Below are 23,448 nucleotides of genomic sequence, written 5' to 3'. Positions count from 1 at the left end.
AACGGGGCAAACGCCCCGTCAATTCGTTGAATACGGTCGTACCGACTGCCGGCGGCTACTGCTGCAAGATGCTGTCGAGTGACTGCAGCACCTCATGGGTGATCAGGTGCAGCCGGTAGCTGTAGATGCCATAGGCCGTGGCCATCGCAAGGGCGGAAAGCACCAGAGGGCTCCACCAAGGCCATTGCCGGTTCATGCGGAAGTTGCGCGGGGCAACGTTGCTGTAAGGGTCGCAGACCGTTGTCGGCGTAGGCCCACGTAGCTCCCGGATGATTGCGTGGAGCTGGTGAATGAGGGTGTTCAGCGTTTCGTCGCCTTTGGGGGCGATGCCATACTTGCCTTTGAGCCCCAGGCACAGAATGAAGTACATGAACTCCAGCACGTCCTGGTACCGCTGGGGTTCTTGCATCAGGCGCGAGATCACGGTGAAGATCTTTTCGCCGCCAAAGGTTTCGCTGTGGTAGATGCTGAGCAGGGGCTCCTGGCTCCAGAGGCTTGCTTGGCCCCAGGGCCTCTCCATCACGGCTTCATCGATGAACAGGCACAGGCCATAGGAATAGGCCAGAAGTTGCGTGGGCTCGTAGCCATGCTGACGCAGCTCTTGCTGAATATTTTCGATCTGGTTGCGCACCTGCCGGTGCACTTGTTCGAGGTTGGGCAGTGTATCGAGCGTGCGGATGCGCATGACCAAGCCGAGCAAAGGGGCGGCGGCGTCCAGCATCACATTGCTGTAGCCGCCTCGCAGTTGGAAATCCGGATCGGCTGGGTAGCCTTCACCTGCGGGATCGGGTTCTGGCGTGGGTGTCGAGCATCCTGCCCCCTTTGTGCCTGCAGTGTTTTCAAGCATCCAGCGCAGCTGCTCGACTTTCGCAGGTGCGCTGCCATCGCCCGGGTGGTCGTTCGCGTGCATTTCACTCACTCCTGATTGCCCAGAACTGCAACTCGAGCCCGGGGAATTCCCCGGCGATATGAATCCCGAAACCGTTGGCCGTGTTCATGCAGGCCCACGCCGGCTCGCGGCGGTCGAGCCCGAAATAGCTGAAGCCCGCATGGAAGGGCAGCTCGCGCGGCGCCACCGGCAGCGGCTGTAGCGCAATACCGGGCAGTTGCTTGTGCACCAGGTCATTCAAGGTTTCCAGGGACGTGACCTTGGCCTTCTGCATGAACAGTTGGCGCAAGGTCGGCGGCGGCATGTCTGCACGCACGGCAAGGATGAAGTCCGCGTTATCGATCAGGCGGCGGTCTTCGAACGTCGTCGTCATTACCCCGTAATCGAGCGCGTTCAGGGGTAGAGAGACCGCCCGCGGCTGCAGGACCGTACCCAGGGCGCGGCGCAACGTGTCCTGCAGGGGTTTGAACGACGCACGCAATGCGCTGTGCTGGTAGGCGGGATACTCGGCAGGCAGCCGGCTTTCGTCGGTGAAGGTCACGAACTCGCCGCACGCCTGGCTCATGTGCAGGTACAGCTGCTCAGGGTGTGTCTGCCCCTGCCTGGCCAGGTGCTGGAAGCACGGCCACCAGCGGTTCATGGCTTGCAACAGGTTGAAGTCGCGGATATCGGCGATGCCGGATTGGCCAGCAGCACCGATTCGGCTGGCCAGGTTGCGTGAGCGCTCGCGCAGGGTGTTGGTGATTTCTTCGAGGTAACGCTGCAGTGCGGGCACAGCCCGTACCGAGACGCTGGTCGGGTAGAACCCTTCGTCGAGTTGCAGGCTGCCATCGGGTCGCCGCTCCAGGATACGTGCCAGTGCCAGGCGGGTGTAGGCGCTGCTGTCGTCAGCCTTGCGCTTGAGTTGCAGGTTGGGCACTGCCAGATCGACCTGGGCCAGGTCGCCATCGGCGCTGTGGGTGTCCTTGATTTCCTGGGGCTGAGCGCTGTAGCGGAAATTGGCGGCGTTGTCGGGCCAACTCACCTCTCGACCGCCCTCGGTGCGCAGCGGCAGGCACAGGTAAACCTCGCTGTCCTTTGCGCCGTCGTCGTCGATTTCCAGCGGCGGCGGCGGCGGCAGGTCTGCCGGAATGTCGAACACCGTTCCGTCCGGCATGATGCCGCGGGCGCGGGTGATCGCGACCTTGCCCAGGCTCAGGTATTCCTCGTTCAGTTGCAGCTCGCTGAAGCCATAGAAGGCCGCGTTCAGGCTGGCAAGACGTTGGTGCTGGGCTGCTTCAGCGGCGCGGGTAGCCTGCTGGAAATGCTGCGGTTTGACGAACAGGCCTTCAGGCCACAGGACGGGATTACGTGAACTCATGAGCGCTCCGTGTCAGCGTGAGTGAGCGAGAAGGGCAGGGTTGCAGGCGCCATCAGTCTTGCTCCTTGAGCAAAACCTGCGTGTCATTGAGCAACACCGACAGGATGATCTGGTGGCCCCGCGGTGGAATGCGCAGTACCTGGTTCCAGGTGGCATCGTCCTGGTTGCGGTAATCGGCGATCACGGCAACGAAGCGGGTCTCGGGCTCGATGGCGGTAAAGGGAATGAACTTGAACTGCCCAGGGTGCAGCAGATAATCGTCATCGCGAATATAGGTACTGCGCAGCGCCTTGGCGGGGTCTTTGTCCAGCAGCTCATAAAGGCTGTTGCGCAGCAATGAGTCGTCGCGCAGTTGCAGGATCTTGATAGCCATGGGCGTAGCCACCGCTTCGGTGGCCGGCGTGGTGCTGCGCGGTAAGGTCAGCACCATGTTCGCGTCTTCGTAGCGGCCGGGTGTGCTGTGCTCGAAAGGCGAGCGAAGCGGGAGATCGGCCTCTTCCTCTGGTAACTCGACAGGCGAGGCGGCCGGGTACTGCTCCTGCAGAAACTCGAACAGGGTGCCGACCTTCTCGGCCAGGGCGTAGGGGTCGCCCGCGCTCAAAGTGACTGCGTAGGGGCTGGGGGCCAGGCTGCTTTCTTGCTCGGCCAGCACCTCCACACTGCTGGGGTTGCTGTTGAGTGTGGGGCTGGCGTTGATGCTGAAAGCAATTTCGGTAGGGTGATCCTTGGGCGGCCCGACGGGTATCGAAGGGTTCAGCGCCACTTGGCCCATTTTGCCCAGGGCGGTGCAGCCCGAGAGCCCGATCAGGGTTGCCAGAAGCCCGGCCACCAGTGAATGACGCGTCATGGGCGTTCTCCTGCAACCAGGCGGTCCAGCGGGTTCTGCGCCGTGGCTTGCGTCACCGCGCCCAGTGCTGCCAAGGGATCGTTGCCCATACCTTGGGCGAATACCGAGCAAATCTCGGCGACCGGGGCCGTTGCGGGCTGGGGAGGCCAACGCTCTGCAGGTGCATCCAGGATGAATTGGTCGAGCACCCGTGAGTCGGGGTTGAATAACGCCTCCAGCGAACGGGCATCCGCTGGCGAGAGCTGGACCAACAGCCGATAAGCGCCGACCCGAAGCCGGTCGCCCTCAAGCAGCCGCCTGGCTGACCGCGTGCCCAGGCTGCCCAGGTTGTCGTTCAGGTAGGTGTGCCCGCAGCGGTCGATGACGCAGAAGCTACCTTCGAGCCAACGGATCTCGCAGTGGATCGGTGCCACGCCCTGTGCACCGTCATTGATCAGCCACGCGGCCCCCACGCTGCCGATGGTGCCGCCTGCGCGATCGAATGTGTGCCGGGCCGTAACGTTGTGCTGCAACTGGTCGAGGTTGGTAATGTTCAAGGTCAATGTGCTCATGAGCGCCCCCGAAAGCGCACCACGGGGCTGATCTGGCCATGGCGGTCATCGGTGAAGCTGGTCCAGCCCAGGTGGGCGCCCTGGCTCGGGTGCAGGCAGAAGGGCGACAGCGCGTTCTGCTGCAGCCGCAATTCCAGGTCGTAGGCCAACCCATCGCGCAGCAGGAAGTCGATCAAGGCGCGCAAGCGATTGAAGTTGATGCCGCTGGGCAGCAAGCCACGCAGCTGGGTTTGGTCCAGCTCGCTGATCACGATGGTGAACTTGCTGCTGCGCGTTCGCGTGCGGCTGCCGACCAGGAACGAAGTGCCCAGCTCGCCGTTGCTGCAGCCAAGGCTTACCAGTTGCCGGGTTGTCGTAGGCACCGAGCGGGTCTCGAACTCCCTGATGTGCACCTGTTTCAGGTCGAAGCAGTGGGCGATGATGCCCGCGACGGTGCCCGGTGCGCGGCTGCGGCTGGCGATGACACCGGCGAAGCTGAGCAGTCGGCTCCAGGGCAACGGCGTGTCGCCGCGCAGTTGTTTGTCATTCAACCCCAGCAGGGCAAAGATGTACTGGGAGAAGCCATCGCTGGCACCTGGCTGGAAGCGAATGTAGTAGCGGTACTTGCGCCACACGCGGTGCAGCAGGCTGAGCAGGTAGTGGTTGAAGAAGTCGAAAAAGGCCGGCCGCACACCGATACCCTGCGCATGCTCGTAGGCCACCTGCTCCAGGTAGTAGGCAGGCAAGGGTGAGTCAGTGCCATGCAGGCCCATAAAGGTGGCGCACACGCGGTAGCGGTCTTCTGCCCCGGGCATGCGTTCGGCTTTGTACACGTCGGAAACCGGAAAGGTCAGCCGTGGGTCACAGGCCAGCCGCACGCGCAGCCGGGTGGCCTGGTCCGGCCAGCGCGGTTCCAGGTCATCCCCATGCAAGCCGTGCAGGCGCTCCAGCAACTGGTAGAAGTTGTACTGGTGTGCCTCGGCGAGCAGCCTGTCGGCTAGATCAGCGGTTGTTTGCCGGTCTGGATGGGCCATGTGTAGTGCTCGTTGTTGGTGATGTTGATCACTTCCAGTTGATGGAAGGAATTGATGCTGGCGTACAGGGCGAAGAAGTGCGCCAGCACGCAGCCGAACAGGTACAGGTCGCCTTCGCACAGGAAGGCGGCCTGGTCCAGCTTCAGCCGTGTGCGTAGCCCGCGAATGGGCTGGCCCTTGATCAGCCAATCCAGAGGCTCGGTCTGAACATCGCGAATGCCTTCCAGGCGCTTTTGGGTCGTGCGTGTCTGCTGCAGGTCGTGCAAGGCCACGAAGTCATAGGCACGAATCACCGCCTTCAGCGGCTCGGCAGACAGCAGCGACAGGTAGTTGAGCGACATGTTGGAAACCAGCGCCCACTGCAACTGGCCATCCAGCACTGGTCGGTAGGGGCGGGTGGGTTTGCAGATGTTGGTGTAGGTGGTCAGTGCTGGCGTGACTTCGGAAATCACATCGATGTCGTCGACGCCCAACGCCAGGGGCAGATCGCGGTTGGTGCAGGTCAGGTCGATGGACGCCGTTTCCAGCTCACCGGTGTAAGCGTTGGCATCGGCACGCACGAAGGCGATGCGATGTGTGACGCCCTCGCCGCGCAAGGACTCCTCGAGGGTGGAGCGGTAGTACAACGCCGTGCGCCCTTGAGCATGCTCGATCTCATGGGCGAACGATTCGAACGGGCGGAACGTGCGTAGGTGTTCGCCGGTGCTGCCGTCTGTTGTGGTGCGGGTGCTGACCACCTTGTCGACACTGAAAATCTCATACGCATGCCGTTCTTTCCCTCTGGGGGTCAGCTCGGCAGGGGCCTGCCGATTGGAGAGGTCGATAGGTTCGGCGCTGTAGCTGAACAGGTTGACCGCCGGCGTGCAGAACAGGCGCAAATCCGCCATGCCGATACGCAACGAGGCAGGGAGCTGGCGGGTGAAGTGAAGTTCGATGCCCACCTGCCGAGTCGCTTGATCGGGCCAGACTTTCTGCAGTGCGCTAACGCTGAAGAAGTGGAAGCGCTTCGCGAAAACGAAGTATTCCTGCAGGATCCGATAGCCATCGAAGACGTTCTGCGGATAAGGCAGCAGCCCTTCGTTCGCGCTGAAGCCCGGAAAGATGATGCTGCTGGCCGGCAACCGGTGCACCTGGCCATCGATCGTTACCGCGACATGTTTGAGGTATTGAGCAAGCCACAGGTAGAGCGTGCGGGCTGTTTTGTCATCACCGCTCAAGTGGAAATCCAGGCTGTCGCAGCCGAGGGTGTTCAAGGGGCGCTCGACCAGGGTGCGCAGTTCGATGCGTGCTACCGAACTGTCGAGCGTCTGGGTAGCGCTGACCGATTCGATCTCGAACGGGTGGATGTACACGGCCGTGCACGTACGAAATTCACAAGGCACGCCATCCACAGGCCTGGAGAACAACGGTGATCCCTTGGGAATGCAGTGTGATTGGCTGAGCGCTTGCTTGAGTGGCGTGAACTGGATGATCGTGGCGCTCGGCAGGGGCCGCAGGTAATTGGGCCACAGCAACTGCAGCATGGGGTGCGTCAGCTCTGGCAGGTCATCCTCCAGCTTGAGGCGCAACTTGGCGGTGAGGAAGGCAAAAGCCTCCATCAGCCGTTCGACGTCCGGGTCGCTGCCACCTTTGCCCAGCAGCCGGGCAAGTTGTGGGTTGTCGGTAGCGAAGTCGTTGCCCAGTTCATGCAGGTAACGCAACTCTTCGCTGAATCGATCCTTGAGTGACATCGGTCACCTCACTCGGGTATGGCGGCTATGGCCGTTGACCAGCAGCTCCAGTTGCAGCTGCTCGTGGTGGTTGTTGACCTGCACCTGGCAGTCCAGCCTGAAATGCAGCTCCAGCGGGGCGTGACACGCGGGCATGGCCTTGAGCGCGCGCACGTGCACGCGCGGCTCGAAGCGCTGAATGGTGCGGCGTATGTCGGCACTCACTTGCTTCAACAGGTCGCCACTGCTTGTGGCATGCCCGTTGAACTCATGCAGGCCCAGTTCAGGGCTGCTTTGTGAGCAGCCCTGACGTGCATTGAGTAGCGTTTCCAGGTGGCGCTTGATGGCGGCAATCTTTTCGGCAGCGTTTTCTTGCCGGGAAGGCGTGCGGGTAACAGACGTGTCCGTCACCAAGCGATTGAAAAAACCACTCATTCGGTATCAAGCCGGCCAACCAGCGAGATCTCGAAATTTGCGCCCATGTATTTGAAGTGCGGGCGCACGGCGAGCGAGACCTGGTACCAGCCCGGATCCCCGGCAACGTCCGAAACCACGACCTTCGCGGCCCGCAATGGGCGACGGCTGCGCACATCGGCCGAAGGGTTTTCCTGGTCGGCGACGTACTGCCTGATCCATTTGTTCAGCTCGGACTCAAGATCGCGGCGTTCCTTCCAGCTGCCGATCTGCTCGCGCTGCAGCACCTTGATGTAATGGGCCAGGCGATTGACGATGAACAAGTAGGGCAGTTGCGTGCCCAGCTTGTAGTTGGTTTGGGCCTGCAGGCCTTCCGGCGTCTTGGGGAACTGCTTCGGTTTCTGGACCGAATTGGCCGAGAAGAACGCGGCGTTGTCGCTGTCCTTGCGCATGGTCAAGGCGATGAAGCCTTCTTCGGCCAGCTCGAATTCCTTGCGGTCGGATATCAGCACCTCGGTTGGAATTTTCGCTTGCAGTTGCCCCAGCGCCTCATACAGATGCACGGGCAGGTCCTCGACGGCGCCACCGGACTGCGGGCCAATGATGTTCGGGCACCACCGGTAGCGGGCAAAGCTGTCGTTGATGCAGCTGGCCAGCAGGAAAGCGGAGTTGCCCCACAGGTAGTTGTCGTGTCGCCCGTCGATGTTTTCTTCGTAGTTGAAGGTTTTGATCGGCTGTTCCTGAGGGTGGTAGGCCGAGCGGAGCATGAAACGTGGCCCGGTCAGCGCAACGTGCCGAGCGTCTTCGCTTTCGCGGAAGGCGCGCCACTTGGCATGCCGTGGCCCTGCGAAGATGTCTTTGATCTCCTTCAGGTTGGGCAGCTCTTCAAAGCTGCTCAAATTGAAGAAATCGGGTGCGGGGGCGGCAAGGAAGGGGGCGTGCGCCATGGCACCGACAGACGCCATGTAACTCAACAGTTTGATGTCTGTGGCAGCGGGGCCGAAGTGGTAGTTGCCCAACATGGCCGCCACCGGCTCACCACCGAATTGCCCATAACCTGCGGTGTAAACGTGTTTGTACATACCGCTGCACGTAATGTCGGCCGCATTTTCAAAGTCATCGAGCAGGTCGTCTTTGCTCACATGCAGTACTTCAAGCTTGATGTTCTCGCGGAAGTCTGTGCGGTCGACAAGAAGTTTGAGGCTGCGCCATGAAGATTCAAGTTCCTGGAATGCCGGTTGATGGAGGATGGTATCCATCTGCTGGCTGAGCAACCGGTCCAGCTCTGCAATCATCTGGTCGACGCGGTGTTTGTTGATGGGTTGATCTGGATCATTACTTTTGAGTATTTCGGCAATAAAGGCCGATACACCTTGGCGAGCAACTTGATAGCCCTCTTGTGCGGGCACCAGTTTGGTTTCGGCCATGATCTGGTCGAGCAACGTGGCGCTGCTCAATGTTTCGCCCGACCGTTCAGCGGCGAGGGGAGTGCTGGTTGACTTTGCCATGGGACGCTCCGTTGTCTCAGTCTTCTTTTGGCGCCTCAAGCACCAGGTTCAACTCTTCGGCGAGTTGCTTGCGGGCCTGCTCGTTGCTCAGCAGGTGCCGCAGTTGCTTGCGGAACGCGGGCACGTTGCCCAGTGGGCCTTTCAGCGCCACCAGCGCTTCGCGAAGCTCCAGCAGCTTGCTCAGCTCCGGTACCTGGCGGGCGATACCGTCTGGTGCGAAGTCATTGAGCGATCTGAACTGCAGATGAACCGCCAGCTCCGCGTCGGCAGCCGTGGTGAGCATGGAGGGCACCGACATGGCCAGACGGACGTCGGCGTCCTTCAACACATTGTTGAAGGTGTGTTTATCGATGCGCATGACCGTTCGGTCTTCCAGCGCGCGGGCGTCATCCAGGCCGAAATCGCCCATCACCAGCATCTTGTGCGGCAGCTCTACTTCGGCCTGTTCATCACCTGTGGCGGGCACGTATCGGATATTGATTCTTTCTTTGGGTGCAACCGATCCTGTGAGCTTTGCCATCGCAGAATCTCTCCTTGGTTTGTGTGGGAAGTCCCTGATAGTTGTTCGTGAGTTCTGATTTAGTTTGTAGGAAATTTCCTTCAGACTTGATTGCGATATAAACAATAGCGGGTAGTCATTGCCTCTTGCGTAAAAACCTTGCGCCTGAAATTGTTATTCAGTCGAGGGTCAAAGTGTAAAAAAATATTTGTTTGTATTTGCGATTTTTTATGAGCTAGTCTCTTGCCGCTCGCGGGTCAGAGTGCCCGTGATTGCGTTTAAATATCAGCGGAGCTGATATAGGGCATATGTACTATCGAGAGGGAATTTAATTGCGATGCCTGGCGAAACATACCTCTGGCGCAGGTCTTTTTCTGATAATCAATTGCATGCCACTGCCAGTGCATGCCGATCAGAATTGCTCGCGCATCGTATCCAACGTTGAGCGCCTGGCCTGTTTCGATCAATCCGCCGGAACACCTGCGCACCGCGTGGCCGCGCAGTGGTCGGCACCGGAGCAGGACTCACCCACGGTGCGTCGGTTGCTGGCCTATGAAACAGGTCGAAATCCCGACGACTTGACGTTCCGGCTCACGCGTGAAAACGAGGGGCTGACGATTTCTGCACCCGCAATCGCTTCGGCTGCACCGCACCCCTACCTGGTAATCAGCTGTTTGCAGAACATCTCCCGGTTGCAACTGATCGCCGCACACCCCGTGGATGCCAGCCGGCTGACGGTGCGCTTGCAGGGGGAGCGTGGCGCCACCGCCGCGACGCCCTGGCAGGTAACGGAGAACGGTCAGGTGCTCGATGCCGGCCGCGGCCTGCCCGGAATCGAACAGATCAGGCAGCTGATCGGGGCCCGGCGCATCCAAGTGCACAGCGAAAACCCTGCCGTTGGCGGGTTGGTCTTCGACGCTCAGGGGCTTGACCCGCTTATCGGCGAGGTGCGCAAGGCATGTCGCTGGTAGCCGAGGTCAATGCACAGGAAATCACCCGGTTGCTCACAGCCATTGACGCGCAAGCACCGGCCGGCCTGTTCAATGTGGAGGATGAGACCTACCAGGCCATCGACCAGGAAATGGTCAAGCTGGGTGGCCTGCAGGAGGCCACTATCGATTGGGTGTACATCGAGGAGGCGTCGCGCCAGTACCTGGGGCAACAGTGCAAGCATCTGCGCATCGTGGCGCACCTGAGTGCCGCATGGCTTCGCAGTGCTTGTTGGGAACGCTGGGCGCTCACGTTGACCTTGCTGGCCGGCATGGTCGAGCGCTACTGGGAGACGGCTTATCCCAAGCCAGGGCCCAAGGGTTACCTGGGTAAGCGCAAGCTGGTTGGCTTGGTGCTCAACCGCTTGAACGAAGCCCTGCCGCGCCTGGACCGTTTCACCTATAGCCCTGCGCATGCGGCCGGGGCGCAACAGGCGCTGCTGCGGCTGCAACAGCTGCAAGCCGTGGCCCTGCTGGACGACGCCATGCTCGATGATATGGCGCGGCTGCTACGCAAGCACTCGGAACGGGCGAGTGGCGCAGGCGAGCCTGCTGCGGCCAGGGCTTCGGCGCCCGTCATCAAACCCGCGCCACTGGCCGAAGTCATCGCCACACCCATGCCCCGCGTGTTGCTAGGCAACGAGCGTGAATCACGAAGGGCGGTGCTGAGCATGGCTGAGCTGATCAACCAGCAGGACCCCTACGACCCAGCGGGGTATCAGTTGCGTCGCTTCGGCTTGTGGGCTCACATCCAGGCCGCGCCTCAGGCGGGGCAAGGTCACCGCACCGAGCTGATGGCGGTGCCGCTGGAGATCGCCGGCGATTATGAAGAGGCCATTGCCGGCAGCGTGTTCGACGCGGCGCTGCTGCAGCGGATCGAAAAAAGCGTGTCGGCTTGCCCCTTCTGGATGCGCGGCAGCTTGCTTGCGGCCACCACCGCCACACGGTTGGCAATGCCTGAGGTGGCCGAAGCCATCCGCGCAGCGACTGCCCGGTTCGTCCAGCGTATCCCCGCCCTGCAGCAGTTGTGCTTCAGCGACGGCACGGCGTTTCTGGACGACCAGTGCATGGCCTGGCTCAAAGGCGCAGGCCAGCAACCGCAAGCTGAAACGGCGCAAGAGTTCGTGGGCCTGCGCGAAGAACTTGTCAGCCAGTTGGAAAGCGGTGGGGTAGAGCCGGTTTTGCTCAGGCTCCAGGCCATGCAGGCAGATATTCGCGCGCCGCGTGAGCGCTGCCACACCACCGTGATCGCGGCCGACCTGCTGGCCGCGCGCGGCGTCTCGTGGCTGGCCCAGGACCTGTGCGCCAGTGTTGCCCGAACCATGCAGCAAACCATGGCCAGTGCCTGGGAGCCGGAGGTGTTCAAACGCCTGCAACAGCATGCCGCCCCTGATGCGTTGGCCGATCAGAACAAGGACTAGGACCCGCCATGAATCAACGATGGACGCTATTGAAACGTTGGCTTTTGCCCCTGGCGACTCGAGTCGGCCTGGCCATGCCTGTGCTGCTTGTGCTGGGCAGCGTGCTGATGCTGGCCGCCATCTGGTGGCTAGGCCCACAGTGGGCATGGCGCGAACAGCATCCGCTGGCCAGCATTGCGCACCGCAGTCTGGCCAGCCTGGTGCTCGTGCTGGTGCCGCTGCTGTGCTGGCTGTTGGTGCTGCGCAGGCGCTACGTGCGCCTTCAGGCAGAGCGCAACGAGGCGGCGGCCGCAGAGCTGGACAGCGTATTGCCGTTGCTTCGGGCCCAGGAAAACGCCTTGGACCAAGGGCTGGCGCGATTGCTCGGCAGTGCGGGAGGGCGGCGTGCCCTGTACCGATTGCCCTGGTACCTGGTGATAGGCGACCAGCATGCGGGCAAGTCCAGTTTCATCGACCGTACGGAGCAAAGCTTTTCCCTGACCCGGATCGACAAGGTGCAGGCGCGGGGTAAACAGGCGCAGGCGCTGGCCTTCCCGATAGGCTGGTGGGTCAGCAACGAGGCGGTGATCATCGACCCGCCCGGGGCCTATATCAGGCAGGATTCGCCGGCAGGCTCGCTCGCCGGGGCGCCAGGTGCCCCGCAGGTGCCACCGGCTGCCCCCGCCAGGCTCTGGCAGCACCTGCTGGGTTGGCTGGTGCACAATCGCAGCCAGCGGGCACTCAATGGCATGGTGCTGGTCGTGGACCTGCCTGCGTTATTGCAGGGTACGCCCGAGCAGCTTGTTGCCTTGGCCCACAGGCTGCGCACGCGGCTGTACGAAGTCAGCACCCAGTTGGGCTCGCGCCTGCCGTTGTATGTGGTACTGAGCAAATTCGACCTGCTGGACGGCTTCGACCAGCTCTATGGGGGCCTCCCCGTCGACTTGCGGGAAAACATGCTGGGCTTCACCTTCAAGCTGGATACGGTCGGCACCTTCGATGCCTGGCTGCAGGAGTATGGCGATCATTACCAGCAGTTGCTCAGTCGGCTGTTCGAGCAGGTGGTGGATCGACTCGATACCTTGGCCAGTGCGCCGCAGCGCGCGCGGCTGTTCTCGTTGCATGCCCAGTTGATCGGCTTGCGCCCGATACTGCTGGGTTTCCTGAAAGAAACGCTGGCGAGTGACCGTTACACCACACCCGCCCTGGTGCGGGGGGTGTACTGGTCTTCGGTCATTCAGCAAGGGGACGTGCTCAACGCCTTCGTGCGCGAGTCAGCCCAGCCCTACAACACAGCGCTTCCGTTGCTGGAGGGCAAGGCGCAAGGCAAAGCGTTTGCCTACTTCATCCAGCATGCGTTTCGGCGTGTCATCTACAAGGAGGCGGGGCTTGCCGGAGACAACATCAAGGTGGCGCGCAGCAAGCGCCGGTTGTTATGGGTCGGCTCGGGTGTAGGCATGCTGGCTTTCTGTGTTGCCGTAGCCAGCTGGCAGCGCTTTTTCGACATCAATGGCGCCAAGGCCGCCAACGTGCTCGCCAAAAGCCGGGAGTACAGCCACCACCAGGTGGATCAGCGCCTGGACCCGACCGGGCGCAACTTGCTGGAGCCGCTGGACCAGATCCGCGATGCGGTTTCGGTGTTTGGCGACTACCGCGCCGCCTGGCCAGGTGTTTCCGATCTAGGCCTCTACCAGGGGCGTATCATTGGCCCGCGTGTCGATGAGGCTTACCTCAGCTTGCTCTCCAGGCGATTCCTGCCGGCCTTGGCCAGTGGCGTGCTCGACGCCATGGATGCCGCTGCGCCAGGCAGTGAACGGCAAATGGCTGCCCTGCGGGTTTACCGTATGCTGGAAGACCGCCAGAACCGGCGGCCTGAGTGGGTCGAGACATGGATGGCCCGCCAGTGGCAGCAACAGTTTCCTGGCCAAGGGCAGCTGCAGCGCGACCTCATGCGCCACCTGAAGTACGCCTTGGCCTATGCCGACACCGAGTTGCCGCAGTACCGCCAGCGTATCGCCGTGGTGCAGGCGGCGTTGCGCAAGGTGCCGTTACCGGAGCGGGTATATGCCGGGCTCAAGCAGCAGGCTCAGGAACACCTGCTCACGGGCCTGGATTTGCGTCAGCAGGTCGGCCCCGCGTTCGACGTGGTCTTCCAGCGCTCGGCTGGGGCCAGCGGCGAGGATGTGCGACTGGCGCCGATACACACCGCCAAGGGTTTCAAAGAGTACTTCGAGCCCCGCAGCCAAAGCTTCGCCGACATGGCGATGATCGACCAGTGGGCGCTGGGTGAGCGCAGCCAGCTGGAGTACTCGGACGCTGACCGGGCAGTGTTGAGCGAGCGTCTGCGCAACCTGTACAGCGCCGACTACATAAACAGCTGGCGACGTGCATTGAATGCCGTTTCGGTGGCGGATTTTCACGACCTCGAACACGGCGTAATGGTCCTGCAGCAGCTGACCGGGCCCGCGGCGCCGTGGCACCGGCTGCTGGCTACGGTGAAAGACAACACTTCGCTGTCATCGGCTGAGGTACTCGACACGGGCAGCGCCAGCGACACGCTCATGCCCAAGGGCAGCGAGCCCGAGCGCCAGCAGGCCTGGGCCATCCAGCGGGCTTTTGCGGGGCTGAGCGGGATGCTGCATGCAACGCAAGACAAGCCAAGCTACTACGATGAAGTGCTGGCGGCCATGGTGGCCGTGCACGACTACGCCAAGGCCGTGCAGGGCAGCCCAGACCGGGGCAAGGCCGCCCTGCAAGCGGTGCAGCAGCGTTTTGCGATGACCGGCCCAGACCCGATCAGCACCCTGCAACGGGTGGCCACCGGTTTGCCTGAACCGCTCAATCACCACGCCAAGAAGGTGGCCGATGAAACCGCCCGGGTGCTGCACATCGAAGCCCTGCGCGAGCTGGAGCGGCGCTGGGACACCGAGGTCTACAGCTTCTTCCAGCAGCGCCTTGCCGGGCGTTACCCTTTCGTGGCCAAGGCGCCGGATGCGTCGCTGGATGACTTCGAGTCGTTCTTCGGGCCCCAGGGGCGGTTGCAGCGCTTCAGTGATCAATACCTGAAGGCATTCCTGCACGACAACCTCGAGGCGCTGCGCGCCGGCCCGCAAGGGCAGTCGCTGATCCGCAGCGATGTGATCGAGCAGTTGGCGCTGGCCAACCGCATTCGCGAAACCTTCTTCGACCAGCGTGGCAACCTGAGCGTGCAGTTCAGCATCGAGCCGCTGGGGCTCAGCGCTAACCAGCGCACCAGCCTGCTGGACCTTGACGGCCAGTTGATTGCCTACACCCATGGCCCGCGGCAGCTCACCGGCATCATCTGGCCGAACACGCTTGGCCGGCACGTGCGCAGTAACCTGACCCTGCTCAGGCAGAACGGCACTAGCAGCCGCCTGGAGTACCGCGGCCCCTGGTCGATGTTCCGCTTGCTCAGCCGCGGTTCGCTCAATGGGCGAACCGCAACCAGCGTGGACCTGAGCTTCAGCACCGGTGATGGCGTGATGCGCTACCGGCTCAGCGCTGAAAAAGCGTTCAACCCCATTACCCAGGAACCGTTCGAGGGCTTCCAGTTACCCCGTGGGTTGCTGCAGCAGCCGCTTGAGGCCCGGCTGTAAGGCGGGTTCGCAGGGGCGCAGGGATCGTTTGAAAAATGCCACGGCACCAAGCGGGTGCGCGACCCTGCCCGCCGAGCAGGCGGCGCGGTGCAGCACAGCGTCTGCGCCGCGGTTCCCGGCCAGGTTGAGGGTTGTCACTATCTTTCCGTTTTCTGTCCGATTGCCTGCTTACTCCACGTTACACCTAAACGGTTAAATCCCTGCCTGAACGTACACGGGATTTCACCATGAACACCTCCCTCTCCTTGGCGCCACAAGTTTCCAGCGAGGCGCAGTTGCAATGGCTACAACGGGCTGACCGTACTGTTGCACTGGACATCATGAAGCTCATCAACAGCACGGTTGAGGATGGCGGGGTGCTGGGCTACGAGCAGGCGATGTCGGTCGACCAGGGTGTCGATTTCGCCGCGGCGTTGCAGGCGCGTATCGAGGGCGGGCATACCTACGCTTTGCTCGGCCGTGCACCTGCCGGCGCGGCGTGCCTGGTCATCCTGTCCCGTAGCAGCATGCCCAACTGCCGCCACATCGCTGACCTGAGCAAAGGCGTGGTACACCCAGACTACCGCGGCTCCGGGCTGGTGGCCCGGGCCTTCGCGGAAATCGTGCGGCTGTGCCAGGCGAAGGGTATCGAACTGCTGACCCTGGACGTACGCGAAGGCACCCGTGCCCACCGCCTATGGCAACGCTTCGGGTTTCAGACCTACGGCGTGCTCGACGACTACGCGCGGGTCAACGGTGTGAAGCACCGCGGCCACTACATGGCCCAGTCAGTACAAAGCCTGGCCCAGCGACTCAACCTGAGCTGAAGCGCCCTCAATCCTTAGCCTGCGGCCATCGCCGCCAAGGGCCCCCTTTTCCATCATTCAAGGAACGCCACCATGGCCTTGTCGACTGCAGCCTTTCGCGATCAGCTGGAACAGAAACTGCACCACCACCTGACGCTGTCTCACCCGATCTTCGAAGCCCTGCTTTCACCTGAAGGCAACAAGCCGCTCCTGCGCAAGGTCGCGCTGCAAGGTTACCAACTCACCAAGTACTTCCTGACTTATGTCGAGCACCTGTTCTTCCATTGCCCGCTGCCTGCCCACAAGCGCGCGCTGATCACCAACTGCTTCGAGGAGGAGACCGGGCGGCTCTCGCGTACCGATAACCATGTGGTGCTCATGCAGAATTTCTTGCGTGCACTGGGCATCAGCGATGCCGAGCGTGATGCCGAGCAACCGCTGCCGGCCACCTGGGAGCTAATCGACTACCGCCTGCAGGCGGTACGTGACCCGGCGCGTTACCACGTGGGGGCTGCCGCGGTGATGATCGCCAGCGAGGGGCAAAACCTCGAGACCGTTGCCGGTGATGCACGTCACGTGCTGCTCGGCCGGGCGTACGGCCTGACCGAGCACGACTTGCTGTTCTTCTCCGTGCACCAGAAGGAAGACGTTGGCCACGTCAACGAAGGCCTGGATCTGGTTTCGCAGCTGTGCACCACGGCCCAGATGCAACAAGAGGCGTTGCAAGCGGTAGATCACACCTGCCAGCTGTTCTACGCGATGTACGAAAACATGTACCAGGTGTATTGCCGGGCTCCCCAGGCCGAAGCGGTGTAATACCCCGCGCAGAGGATTGGCCATGAAACAGAAATTCAGCTCAACCCTGATCGTCTCGGTGCTGGTAGTCGGCTTCGTGGTGATGTTCCTGTCCAGCGCCCTGAAAGGGCTGTACCAAGTGTACTTCGTCGACCTGGCCACGCACTTTGGTGGCGGGCGTGCAGCCTTGGCCACGGCAGGTTCTTTGTTCGTGCTGACCATTGGCCTGGTGTCGCCGGTGGTGGGTTGGCTGAGCGACCGGGTTGGGCCGCTGAGCACGGTTGCCCTGGGCAGCGTAAGTGCAGGGGTGGTGCTGCTGGGGGTGACCTTGGTCGGCAGCCAGCTGATGCTGTTCACCCTGTTGTATGGCCTGCTGGGTGCCTTCGCCCTTGCCGCGATGACCTACGTACCCATGGGCATTCTGGTCGATCGCCTGGTCGCAGAGCGCTTCAAGGCCTTCGCCTTCGCTTTCGTGACCAATGGCACGTCGATCGGCTTCATCGTGCTTTCGCCGCTGTGGATCATGCTGCAGCAGCGCGTGGGCTGGCAGCCGGTGTTCTCCTGGGTCGGCCTGATCTTCCTGGTGCCGTTGAGCCTGGCGCTGTACTGGGTGGCGCGCACCGTTCCGCTCAAGCCCGACCCGCAGGCGGCGCTGGTCAAGCACTCGGTCGCGTTTCTGTTGCGTGATTCGCGGTTCTTCGTATTGGCCCTCAGCTTCGCCAGCTGTGGGGCCACCATGGCGTTCATCGACGTGCACCTGGTGTCGTTCTGGCAGGGCGAGGGGCTGCCTAGCTCGGTACAAGCCAGCGGCCTGAGCTTGCTGGGTGTGCTGGAACTGGTCAGTGGCCTGATGGCTGGGTGGCTGGCTACCCGCTACAACAAAGGGCTGCTGCTGATGATGTTCTACCTGCTGCGTACGGCGGCGGTGATCGTCCTGCTGACCACGCCCGGGCCGCTGGGTACCTACCTGTTTGCGGTGCTGTTCGGTGCCAGTTACCTGGGTACGGTGGTGCTCACGTCAGCATTCTGCTTTGCCCTGTATGGCGCCGAAATCAAAGGCAAGGTGTTTGGCCTGCTGTTCCTCGTACACCAACTGGGTGCGTTGCTGGCCACACAGCTCGGCGCCCTGGATTTCGACCGGCATCAAAGCTACCAGTTGACCCTGGTTGGCCTGGCGACGGCCACCGTGATGGCTGCACTGGCTTCCCTGTGGCTGGTTTCGGCACGCGTGGCCGCAGAAGCCTCGGCCCCGCCAGTGGCTGAAGCGGAATAGCCCCCGATCAACTGCGCATTGTTCAATGCAAACAAGGAGATGCACCATGCAATCGTCTGCGATTGGCCTGGACGGCTTTGACGCAACTTCGGCGCTGCACAGCAATCGGGTCAGCGATTTGTCCGATGTTTTCTGCGAGCCATTGGCCATGACGTCTGCTTATACCTTTGCGTCGGCGCAAGAGGCTGCAGAACGTTTCAGCGGGCAACAGCAGGGTAATGTGTACAGCCGCTTCACCAACCCCACGGTGCAAGCCTTCGAAGGCCGCGTGGCGGCGCTCGAACAAGCCGAAGACGCGGTGGCGTTCGCTTCGGGAATGGGCGCGTTCACCGCGCTGTGCCATGGGTTCCTGCAGCAGGGTGACAACATTGTCTGCAGCCGCGATGTGTTCGGTACCACCGCCAGTGCCTTAAGCGTTTACATGGCGCGGTTCGGCATCGAGGCGCGGTTCGTCGACCTTACCGACCTGGGCCAGTGGCAGCAGGCGATCGACGACAAGACCCGCCTGGTGGTGCTGGAATCCCCCTCCAATCCGCTGCTGAAAATTGGTGACATCCGTGCCATCAGCCTTCTGGCGCACGCCAAGGATGCGCTGGTCGTGGTGGACAACACCCTGTTGACGCCGGTGCTCCAGCGCCCGCACAGCCTGGGTGCGGACTTGGTCATCCATTCGGCGGGCAAGTACATGGACGGCCAGGGGCGTGCGCTGGCCGGTGTAGTGACCGGTTCCAAGAGCCTGATGCAGGTGTTGAGGGGCGTGTTGCGCACGTTGGGTATTTCCTGCAGCCCGTTCAATGCCTGGTTGTTGCTCAAAAGCCTGGAAACCCTCGAAATCCGCATGCTGCGGGTGCAACAGGGCGCCCTGGAGCTGGCCCAGTGGCTTGGCGAACAACCCCTGGTGAGCGCTGTGCATTACACCGGCCTGGCGCAACACCCTCAGCATGCCTTGGCGTGCAGGCAACAGGATGGCCATGGCGGCTTGCTGAGTTTCGAGATCTTCGGCGGCCAGGCAGCGGCCTGGCAATGGATTGATCAACTGCAGTGCGTGGCGCGCTGCACCAATATTGGTGATACCCGCAGCATGGTCACGCACCCGGCCAGCACCACCCATGGCCGCCTGGATGCGCAAGCGCGGCGCCACGCCGGCATTTCCGACGGGTTGATCAGGCTGTGCGTCGGCCTGGAGCGGGTGAGCGATATCAAGGCCGACCTGCAACAGGCCTTCGATGCCGTGGCCTTCCAACCCGCGGTACAGGCAGCGTCGGGCCGCCCCCGCAGTGTGGTCGCCAATGGCTGAACTGCTCGCTTCCGGGTTCTCCATTGGGGTGTTTGCCGTGGGCATGCAATTGCTCGCCCTGGTCGCGGTGTATGGCGCGTGCACCGCCCGGCAAGTGCGCGGTTATGCCGTGGCGTTCGGCTTGGGGTGCTGTGTGCTGATCGCAATGGTGGTGCTGGACCCGTTGGCGCTTGGCCGCTGGCCCATCGAGGGTGTGGCAGCGATGGCGATGTGCGGCTGAGACGGGCGTCCGTTCTTTGTGAAACAGCAGCAATAAAAGCCCGTTGGGGCGTTCAGGAGCCGTTAAATGTATAAAAAATTGGCCATCAGCCTGTTATTGGGGTGTGCGCTGCCGTTCGCAGCGGCCCAGGCTGAGGTTGCATCCGACGCTGGCGAGACTGTGGCCAGCGTCAGCAAGCGGCTGGTTTCGTTCTACAGCCAGCCCCTGCCTTCTGCCGGCAAACTGAAACCGATCAGGGTGCCAGCGGTGCTCTCTATGCCGGCCAACCAGGCCGGGCCAGCACCGGCTGTGGTGATATTGCACGGCTCGGCGGGGATGGACTCACGCGGGCCGTTGCACGCGGCCGACCTCAATGCCCGCGGCATCGCCACGCTGGAACTGGACATGTGGGGCGCGCGCCGGCTGGCTGGCGGCGCACAGGGGCGGCCGCCCCGGGTTCACGATACTTTGCCGGACCTGGCGGGCGCCTTGTCTTACCTGGCCAATCAGCCAGGGGTCGATAGCGAGCGGGTAGGGGTGCTCGGGTTTTCATGGGGTGGCGCCCAGGCCATGCTCGCCGCGTCTGCGTCCATCGACGATGAGTTGCAACAGGCCTCTGGGGTGCGCCCCGTAGCCTTGGCAGCGTTCTATCCCGTGTGCTGGGGATACAACCATGTGCCAGGCTATGACTTGAAGCACCTGGCGCCGGCCCGCCTGCTGGTGCTGGTCGGTGAAAAGGACCAGTACGATGATGACCCCAAGGCTTGTACCAAACTGGTTGCAAGCCTGCCAGCCGAAGACCAGGCACGGGCAAAGGTGCTGGTCTACCCCGGTGCCGAGCATGGCTTCAATGGCCTGGAAGCGGCGCAGGAATACAAGGACCCGTTCCTGCACCGTGGCCAGGGCGGCTTGGGGCGTTCGGCACCGGACCCAGCAGCCCGGGAGGCGTCGCGCAAGGCTGTGGTAGCGTTTTTCACAGACAGTTTCGTCACCCCCACCGTCAGTGGTCGCTGATACTAGGTGTTGTCCTGGGTGATCACGCTGCGAAACTGCAGCGGCGGTTGCGGCATTTCCCGCCGCCAGGCCAGGCGAAAGGCATGGCTGCTGCCGTAACCGCAACGTTCGGCGATCTGTTCCACATTCAGGCGGCTGCCGCGTAACAGGTCACGGGCCAGGTCGATGCGTTGGGCGCGCAGGTAGTCCTGCAGGGTTTGCCCCGTGTTCTCGCGAAACAGGCGTGCCAGGTGCCGGTAGCTGACATTGAACTGGCTGGCCAGTTGTTCGAAGCTGAAACTGCTGCCCAGGTGCGTGTCGATATAGTCCTGGGCCGCGTGTACCAGCGGGTGGATGTGGTTGCGTGCCAGGTCGGCCGCGCGCAGTTGCACATCTTCGCCAGCACGGCGACGGTAGATCACCAGTTCCTGCGCCACCTGGTTGGCCACGGCTTTGCCGAAGTGCAGCGACACGATATGCAAGGCCAGGTCGGTGCCGCTGGACACGCCCGCCGAGGTGAACACACCGTCGTCCTCCACGAAAAGGCGATTTTCCAGCACCTTGGCTTTTGGGTAGCGTGCCTGCAGCAAGCCGACATAGCGGTGGTGGGTGGTGCATTCACGGCCGTTCAGCAGCCCGGCTTCGCCCAGCAGGAACGCGCCGGTGCAGATGGAACACAGTTGCACGTCTGGGGTTTGCCCCATCACGTTCGCCAGCCACTGCGCGGTTGCGGCCAAGGTCGCAGCGTCGCTGGGGCTGGTAGACAGCTTGTTGCCGACCACGAACAGCAAATCTTCGGGCGAAAGCTGTTCGGGCAGGGGATGCAAGCCGCTCAAGGTCACACCTTGATAGCTGCTCATCTGTTGTCTGGCTGCGATGCAACGGACGCTGACCGGCGCCAACCGCAGCTCTTCCAGGCTGGCCATGATCTGCAGCGGCCCGCCGAGGTCCAGAATGTGTGTGCCCGGGAGTAACAAGAACCAAATGGTGCGCATGACGGTATTCCTATGATGTTCAAGCGCCTGACGTAAAGCGGCACCTCAGCAAAATAGCGTCAAAAGGCCATGCAGTGAAAGCCTGCCCTGATCGGATGCAGGCACTAGGGAAACGCTGTAAATAGCCGCTATTAATTCCCCATTCGCAACAATTGCTTCGATATTTGCATTTGATTGATTTATGTGGCCCTGTCACGCTCTCGAGCTGCCTCAAATATCGCCTGAGCCCGGCCCGGTCCGCTTTATCGCCTGGGCGGCGCGCCCAGCTGCCCATTCGCATTCATTACATCGCGACCTGGCAGCGACATCGTTCAAGGATGCAATGATATGAATAACTGGCTAACCCACCTCACTGTCGCCAAGAAGCTGATGATCGGCTTCGGCCTGCTATTGCTGTTGGTGATTTTGAGCATTGGCGCAGGCTGGAGCGCCATCAGCAGCTTGTCCTACCGGATGGACCGCATGAGTGCGGTCAACCGGCTGATGGACGACATATCCAAGATGCGCCTGGACCGTTCGGCTTACCTGCAAAGTGAAGGCGATGCTCAGGCTGCCAAGGTTTTGCAGGACAAGATCGTCGAAGTTGGGCAGCACCTGGTCGAGCTGCAAGGGTTTTTTGCCAATGCCGAGAATGCACGGCGGATTGCCTCGCTGGCGGAATACCTGGCCACCTACCAGCGGGGTATTGAATCCTTGGGCCAGGCCTATGAGCAGATCGAGCAGTCGCGGGCGGTACGCCGCAGCAGCGGCGACAGCGCACTCAAGCGCCTGGATGAGCTCGACAGCCTGGCGGGTGAACAGAACGGCTTGCGTGACCAGGCACTGTACAAGGCGGTCAACGACCTGCAGATGCAATTTCTGTATGCGCGCTTTGAAACCCGTGGCTACACCTACGGTGGCAATGGCAAGCAGTACGCTGCTGCGGCCAAGGCCGTTGACGCGACACTGACCGCGTTGCAAACCCTGGGGGATGTTCTGCAGGGCTCGCGTGCAAGCCTGCTCAATGAGCTGACGCAATCCGTTACCGCCTACCGGGCCTCGCTGGACACTCACCGCGCGGCGTTGACCCGCATCGACACCCTGCTCAAGGACATCCAGAAGCAGGGTGATGCATTGCTGCAGACCAGCCAGGACCTGTACGACCAGCAGATGCAGATGCGCCAGGACGATACCCGTGATGCGGCGTGGACGCTGATCAGTTGCCTGGTGCTGGCGCTGCTGCTGGGCGGGCTGGCGGCCGTGTTGATCACGCGGCAGATCGTGCCACCCCTGCGCGAAGCGTTGGCCCGGGTGCGGCGCATTGCCGAGGGTGACCTCAGCGTCTTCCCCACGGGCTCGCGCAAAGACGAAATCGGCAAGCTGCAAGATGGCTTGCAGCACATGACCGGCAGCTTGCGACAACTGGTTGGGCATATCGGTGATGGGGCGACGCAGATCGCCAGCGCCACCGAAGAGCTGTCGGCGATTACCCGGCAGACGCAGGCAGGCGCTACCGAGCAGATGCAGGAAACCGAGCAGGTGGCTGCGGCCATGCACGAAATGACCACCTCGGTGCAGGATGTGGCCCGCAACGCGGTCGAAACCGCGCGCTCGGTCAACCAGGCGGCGCAGGATGCTGTCAGTGGCGGCGACATCGTCAAAAGCGCAATTGCGCGCATCGAAAACCTGTCTGCCGAGGTGGAGCTGACCAGCGCAGCGGTGAGCACGCTGGCTGAAGAAAGCGGGCGCATTGGCAGTATGCTCGACGTGATCAAGGCGGTGGCCGAACAAACCAACCTGCTGGCATTGAACGCGGCGATCGAGGCCGCGCGTGCAGGCGAGGCCGGCCGTGGCTTTGCCGTGGTAGCGGACGAAGTGCGTGCCCTGGCGCAGCGCACCCAGCGCTCAACCGAAGACATCGAACAACTGATCGCAGCCCTGCGCGCGGGCACGCTGCAAGCCGTGCAGCGCATGGAAACCAGCCGCGGCCTGACCGGCGAGAGCGTGCAACTGGCCCGCGATGCAGGCATTGCGCTGGAGAACATCACCCACAGCATCAGTGGCATTCAGGGCATGACCCAGCAAATCGCGGCGGCTGCCGAACAGCAGGGTGCCGTCGCCGAAGAAATCAATCGTAATGTGCTGAACGTACGCGACATTACCGAGCAGGCGCAAACCGCCAGCGAACAGACCAGCACGGCCAGCCTGGAGTTGGCCGGTTTGGGCAATTCACTGCAGGGGCAGGTACGCCGGTTTCAGCTCTGACCCGGCCTGAGGTACCGCGCCATTAAGGGAAAACCCGCATTGCTGGAACGTGGGGCGGGGCCTAGGATGGT

20 protein-coding genes and 1 pseudogene are annotated in these 23,448 nt (G+C 62.2%); 11 read left to right on the top strand and 10 right to left on the bottom strand.

All coding sequences use genetic code 11. The annotated features are described in order from the left end of the window. Window positions 1-55: 55 nt before the first annotated feature. The 9 genes from icmH to tssB all read right to left on the bottom strand — a co-directional run bounded on the left by icmH (window position 56) and on the right by tssB (window position 8,811). A complete protein-coding gene (gene icmH, locus EGJ22_RS00710) occupies window positions 56-847 on the bottom strand; it encodes a type IVB secretion system protein IcmH/DotU (RefSeq protein ID WP_223809678.1) in 792 nt (263 codons plus the stop codon). Window positions 848-911: 64 nt separating this feature from the next. After that, on the bottom strand, window positions 912-2,249 hold the full coding sequence (gene tssK, locus EGJ22_RS00705; RefSeq protein WP_029887183.1) for a type VI secretion system baseplate subunit TssK: 1,338 nt from the start codon (window positions 2,247-2,249) through the stop codon (window positions 912-914). A 52-nt stretch (window positions 2,250-2,301) separates the two neighbouring features. Then, window positions 2,302-3,096: a type VI secretion system lipoprotein TssJ gene (tssJ, locus tag EGJ22_RS00700; protein WP_029887182.1), complete on the bottom strand. Its 795-nt coding sequence runs from the start codon at window positions 3,094-3,096 to the stop codon at window positions 2,302-2,304. Beyond that, entirely contained in the window at window positions 3,093-3,647 is a 555-nt protein-coding gene (locus EGJ22_RS00695) for an FHA domain-containing protein (RefSeq protein WP_029887181.1), read from the bottom strand. The genes tssJ and EGJ22_RS00695 overlap by 4 nt, the downstream gene beginning before the upstream one ends. Continuing rightward, window positions 3,644-4,660, bottom strand: coding sequence for a type VI secretion system baseplate subunit TssG (gene tssG, locus EGJ22_RS00690; RefSeq protein WP_029887180.1), 1,017 nt, complete (start codon window positions 4,658-4,660; stop codon window positions 3,644-3,646). The genes EGJ22_RS00695 and tssG overlap by 4 nt, the downstream gene beginning before the upstream one ends. Continuing rightward, entirely contained in the window at window positions 4,624-6,390 is a 1,767-nt protein-coding gene (gene tssF / locus EGJ22_RS00685) for a type VI secretion system baseplate subunit TssF (protein WP_064314360.1), read from the bottom strand. Before tssF ends, tssG begins: the two co-directional genes overlap by 37 nt. Window positions 6,391-6,393: 3 nt before the next feature. Further along, window positions 6,394-6,804 (bottom strand): type VI secretion system baseplate subunit TssE, encoded by a 411-nt coding sequence (gene tssE, locus EGJ22_RS00680; RefSeq protein WP_029887449.1) that lies wholly within the window; start codon window positions 6,802-6,804, stop codon window positions 6,394-6,396. Then, the gene (gene tssC / locus EGJ22_RS00675; protein ID WP_029887448.1) at window positions 6,801-8,291 is read right to left on the bottom strand and encodes a type VI secretion system contractile sheath large subunit; all 1,491 of its coding nucleotides are present in this window, start codon (window positions 8,289-8,291) and stop codon (window positions 6,801-6,803) included. Before tssC ends, tssE begins: the two co-directional genes overlap by 4 nt. A 16-nt stretch (window positions 8,292-8,307) precedes the next feature. Continuing rightward, complete coding sequence (gene tssB / locus EGJ22_RS00670) at window positions 8,308-8,811, bottom strand: type VI secretion system contractile sheath small subunit (RefSeq protein WP_029887447.1); 504 nt, start codon at window positions 8,809-8,811, stop codon at window positions 8,308-8,310. 368 nt (window positions 8,812-9,179) lie between these two features. Here tssB and vasI point away from each other — a divergent pair, with 368 nt between their 5' ends. The 9 genes from vasI to EGJ22_RS00625 all read left to right on the top strand — a co-directional run bounded on the left by vasI (window position 9,180) and on the right by EGJ22_RS00625 (window position 20,159). Further along, a complete protein-coding gene (gene vasI, locus EGJ22_RS00665) occupies window positions 9,180-9,761 on the top strand; it encodes a type VI secretion system-associated protein VasI (RefSeq protein ID WP_080709267.1) in 582 nt (193 codons plus the stop codon). Continuing rightward, window positions 9,749-11,200 (top strand): type VI secretion system protein TssA, encoded by a 1,452-nt coding sequence (gene tssA / locus EGJ22_RS00660; protein ID WP_029887445.1) that lies wholly within the window; start codon window positions 9,749-9,751, stop codon window positions 11,198-11,200. Before vasI ends, tssA begins: the two co-directional genes overlap by 13 nt. A gap of 8 nt (window positions 11,201-11,208) precedes the next feature. Continuing rightward, a complete protein-coding gene (tssM, locus tag EGJ22_RS00655; protein WP_029887444.1) occupies window positions 11,209-14,796 on the top strand; it encodes a type VI secretion system membrane subunit TssM in 3,588 nt (1,195 codons plus the stop codon). 227 nt (window positions 14,797-15,023) lie between these two features. Beyond that, on the top strand, window positions 15,024-15,602 hold the full coding sequence (locus EGJ22_RS00650) for an N-acetyltransferase (RefSeq protein ID WP_029887443.1): 579 nt from the start codon (window positions 15,024-15,026) through the stop codon (window positions 15,600-15,602). A 72-nt stretch (window positions 15,603-15,674) separates the two neighbouring features. Beyond that, the gene (locus EGJ22_RS00645; RefSeq protein ID WP_009686353.1) at window positions 15,675-16,397 is read left to right on the top strand and encodes a TenA family transcriptional regulator; all 723 of its coding nucleotides are present in this window, start codon (window positions 15,675-15,677) and stop codon (window positions 16,395-16,397) included. 22 nt (window positions 16,398-16,419) lie between these two features. Next, complete coding sequence (locus EGJ22_RS00640; RefSeq protein WP_029887442.1) at window positions 16,420-17,649, top strand: MFS transporter; 1,230 nt, start codon at window positions 16,420-16,422, stop codon at window positions 17,647-17,649. A gap of 46 nt (window positions 17,650-17,695) precedes the next feature. After that, on the top strand, window positions 17,696-18,946 hold the full coding sequence (locus EGJ22_RS00635) for an aminotransferase class I/II-fold pyridoxal phosphate-dependent enzyme (RefSeq protein WP_029887441.1): 1,251 nt from the start codon (window positions 17,696-17,698) through the stop codon (window positions 18,944-18,946). Continuing rightward, a complete protein-coding gene (locus tag EGJ22_RS00630; protein ID WP_029887440.1) occupies window positions 18,939-19,166 on the top strand; it encodes a hypothetical protein in 228 nt (75 codons plus the stop codon). The genes EGJ22_RS00635 and EGJ22_RS00630 overlap by 8 nt, the downstream gene beginning before the upstream one ends. A gap of 66 nt (window positions 19,167-19,232) precedes the next feature. Then, window positions 19,233-20,159 carry a dienelactone hydrolase family protein gene (locus EGJ22_RS00625; RefSeq protein ID WP_029887439.1) on the top strand — a complete coding sequence of 309 codons (927 nt, stop codon included), beginning with the start codon at window positions 19,233-19,235 and terminating at the stop codon, window positions 20,157-20,159. A gap of 2 nt (window positions 20,160-20,161) precedes the next feature. On the opposite strand, the gene EGJ22_RS00620 is transcribed toward EGJ22_RS00625, so the two are convergent. After that, window positions 20,162-21,133, bottom strand: coding sequence for a GlxA family transcriptional regulator (locus EGJ22_RS00620; protein WP_029887438.1), 972 nt, complete (start codon window positions 21,131-21,133; stop codon window positions 20,162-20,164). A 327-nt stretch (window positions 21,134-21,460) separates the two neighbouring features. On the opposite strand from EGJ22_RS00620, the pseudogene EGJ22_RS26835 reads away from it, so the two are divergent. Both EGJ22_RS26835 and EGJ22_RS26830 read left to right on the top strand, forming a co-directional pair. Then, window positions 21,461-22,522 (top strand): annotated as a pseudogene (locus EGJ22_RS26835) (methyl-accepting chemotaxis protein); the annotation flags it as partial. Continuing rightward, window positions 22,514-23,377, top strand: coding sequence for a methyl-accepting chemotaxis protein (locus EGJ22_RS26830; RefSeq protein WP_371921031.1), 864 nt, complete (start codon window positions 22,514-22,516; stop codon window positions 23,375-23,377). The pseudogene EGJ22_RS26835 and the gene EGJ22_RS26830, both read left to right, overlap by 9 nt. Window positions 23,378-23,448: the final 71 nt, after the last annotated feature.

It is taken from the genome of Pseudomonas sp. p99-361 (assembly GCF_003935475.1).
Taxonomy (GTDB): Bacteria; Pseudomonadota; Gammaproteobacteria; order Pseudomonadales; family Pseudomonadaceae; genus Aquipseudomonas; species Aquipseudomonas juntendi.
The sequence above is the reverse complement of the archived record's forward strand: the minus strand, read 5'-3'. Positions and strand labels throughout refer to the sequence as shown.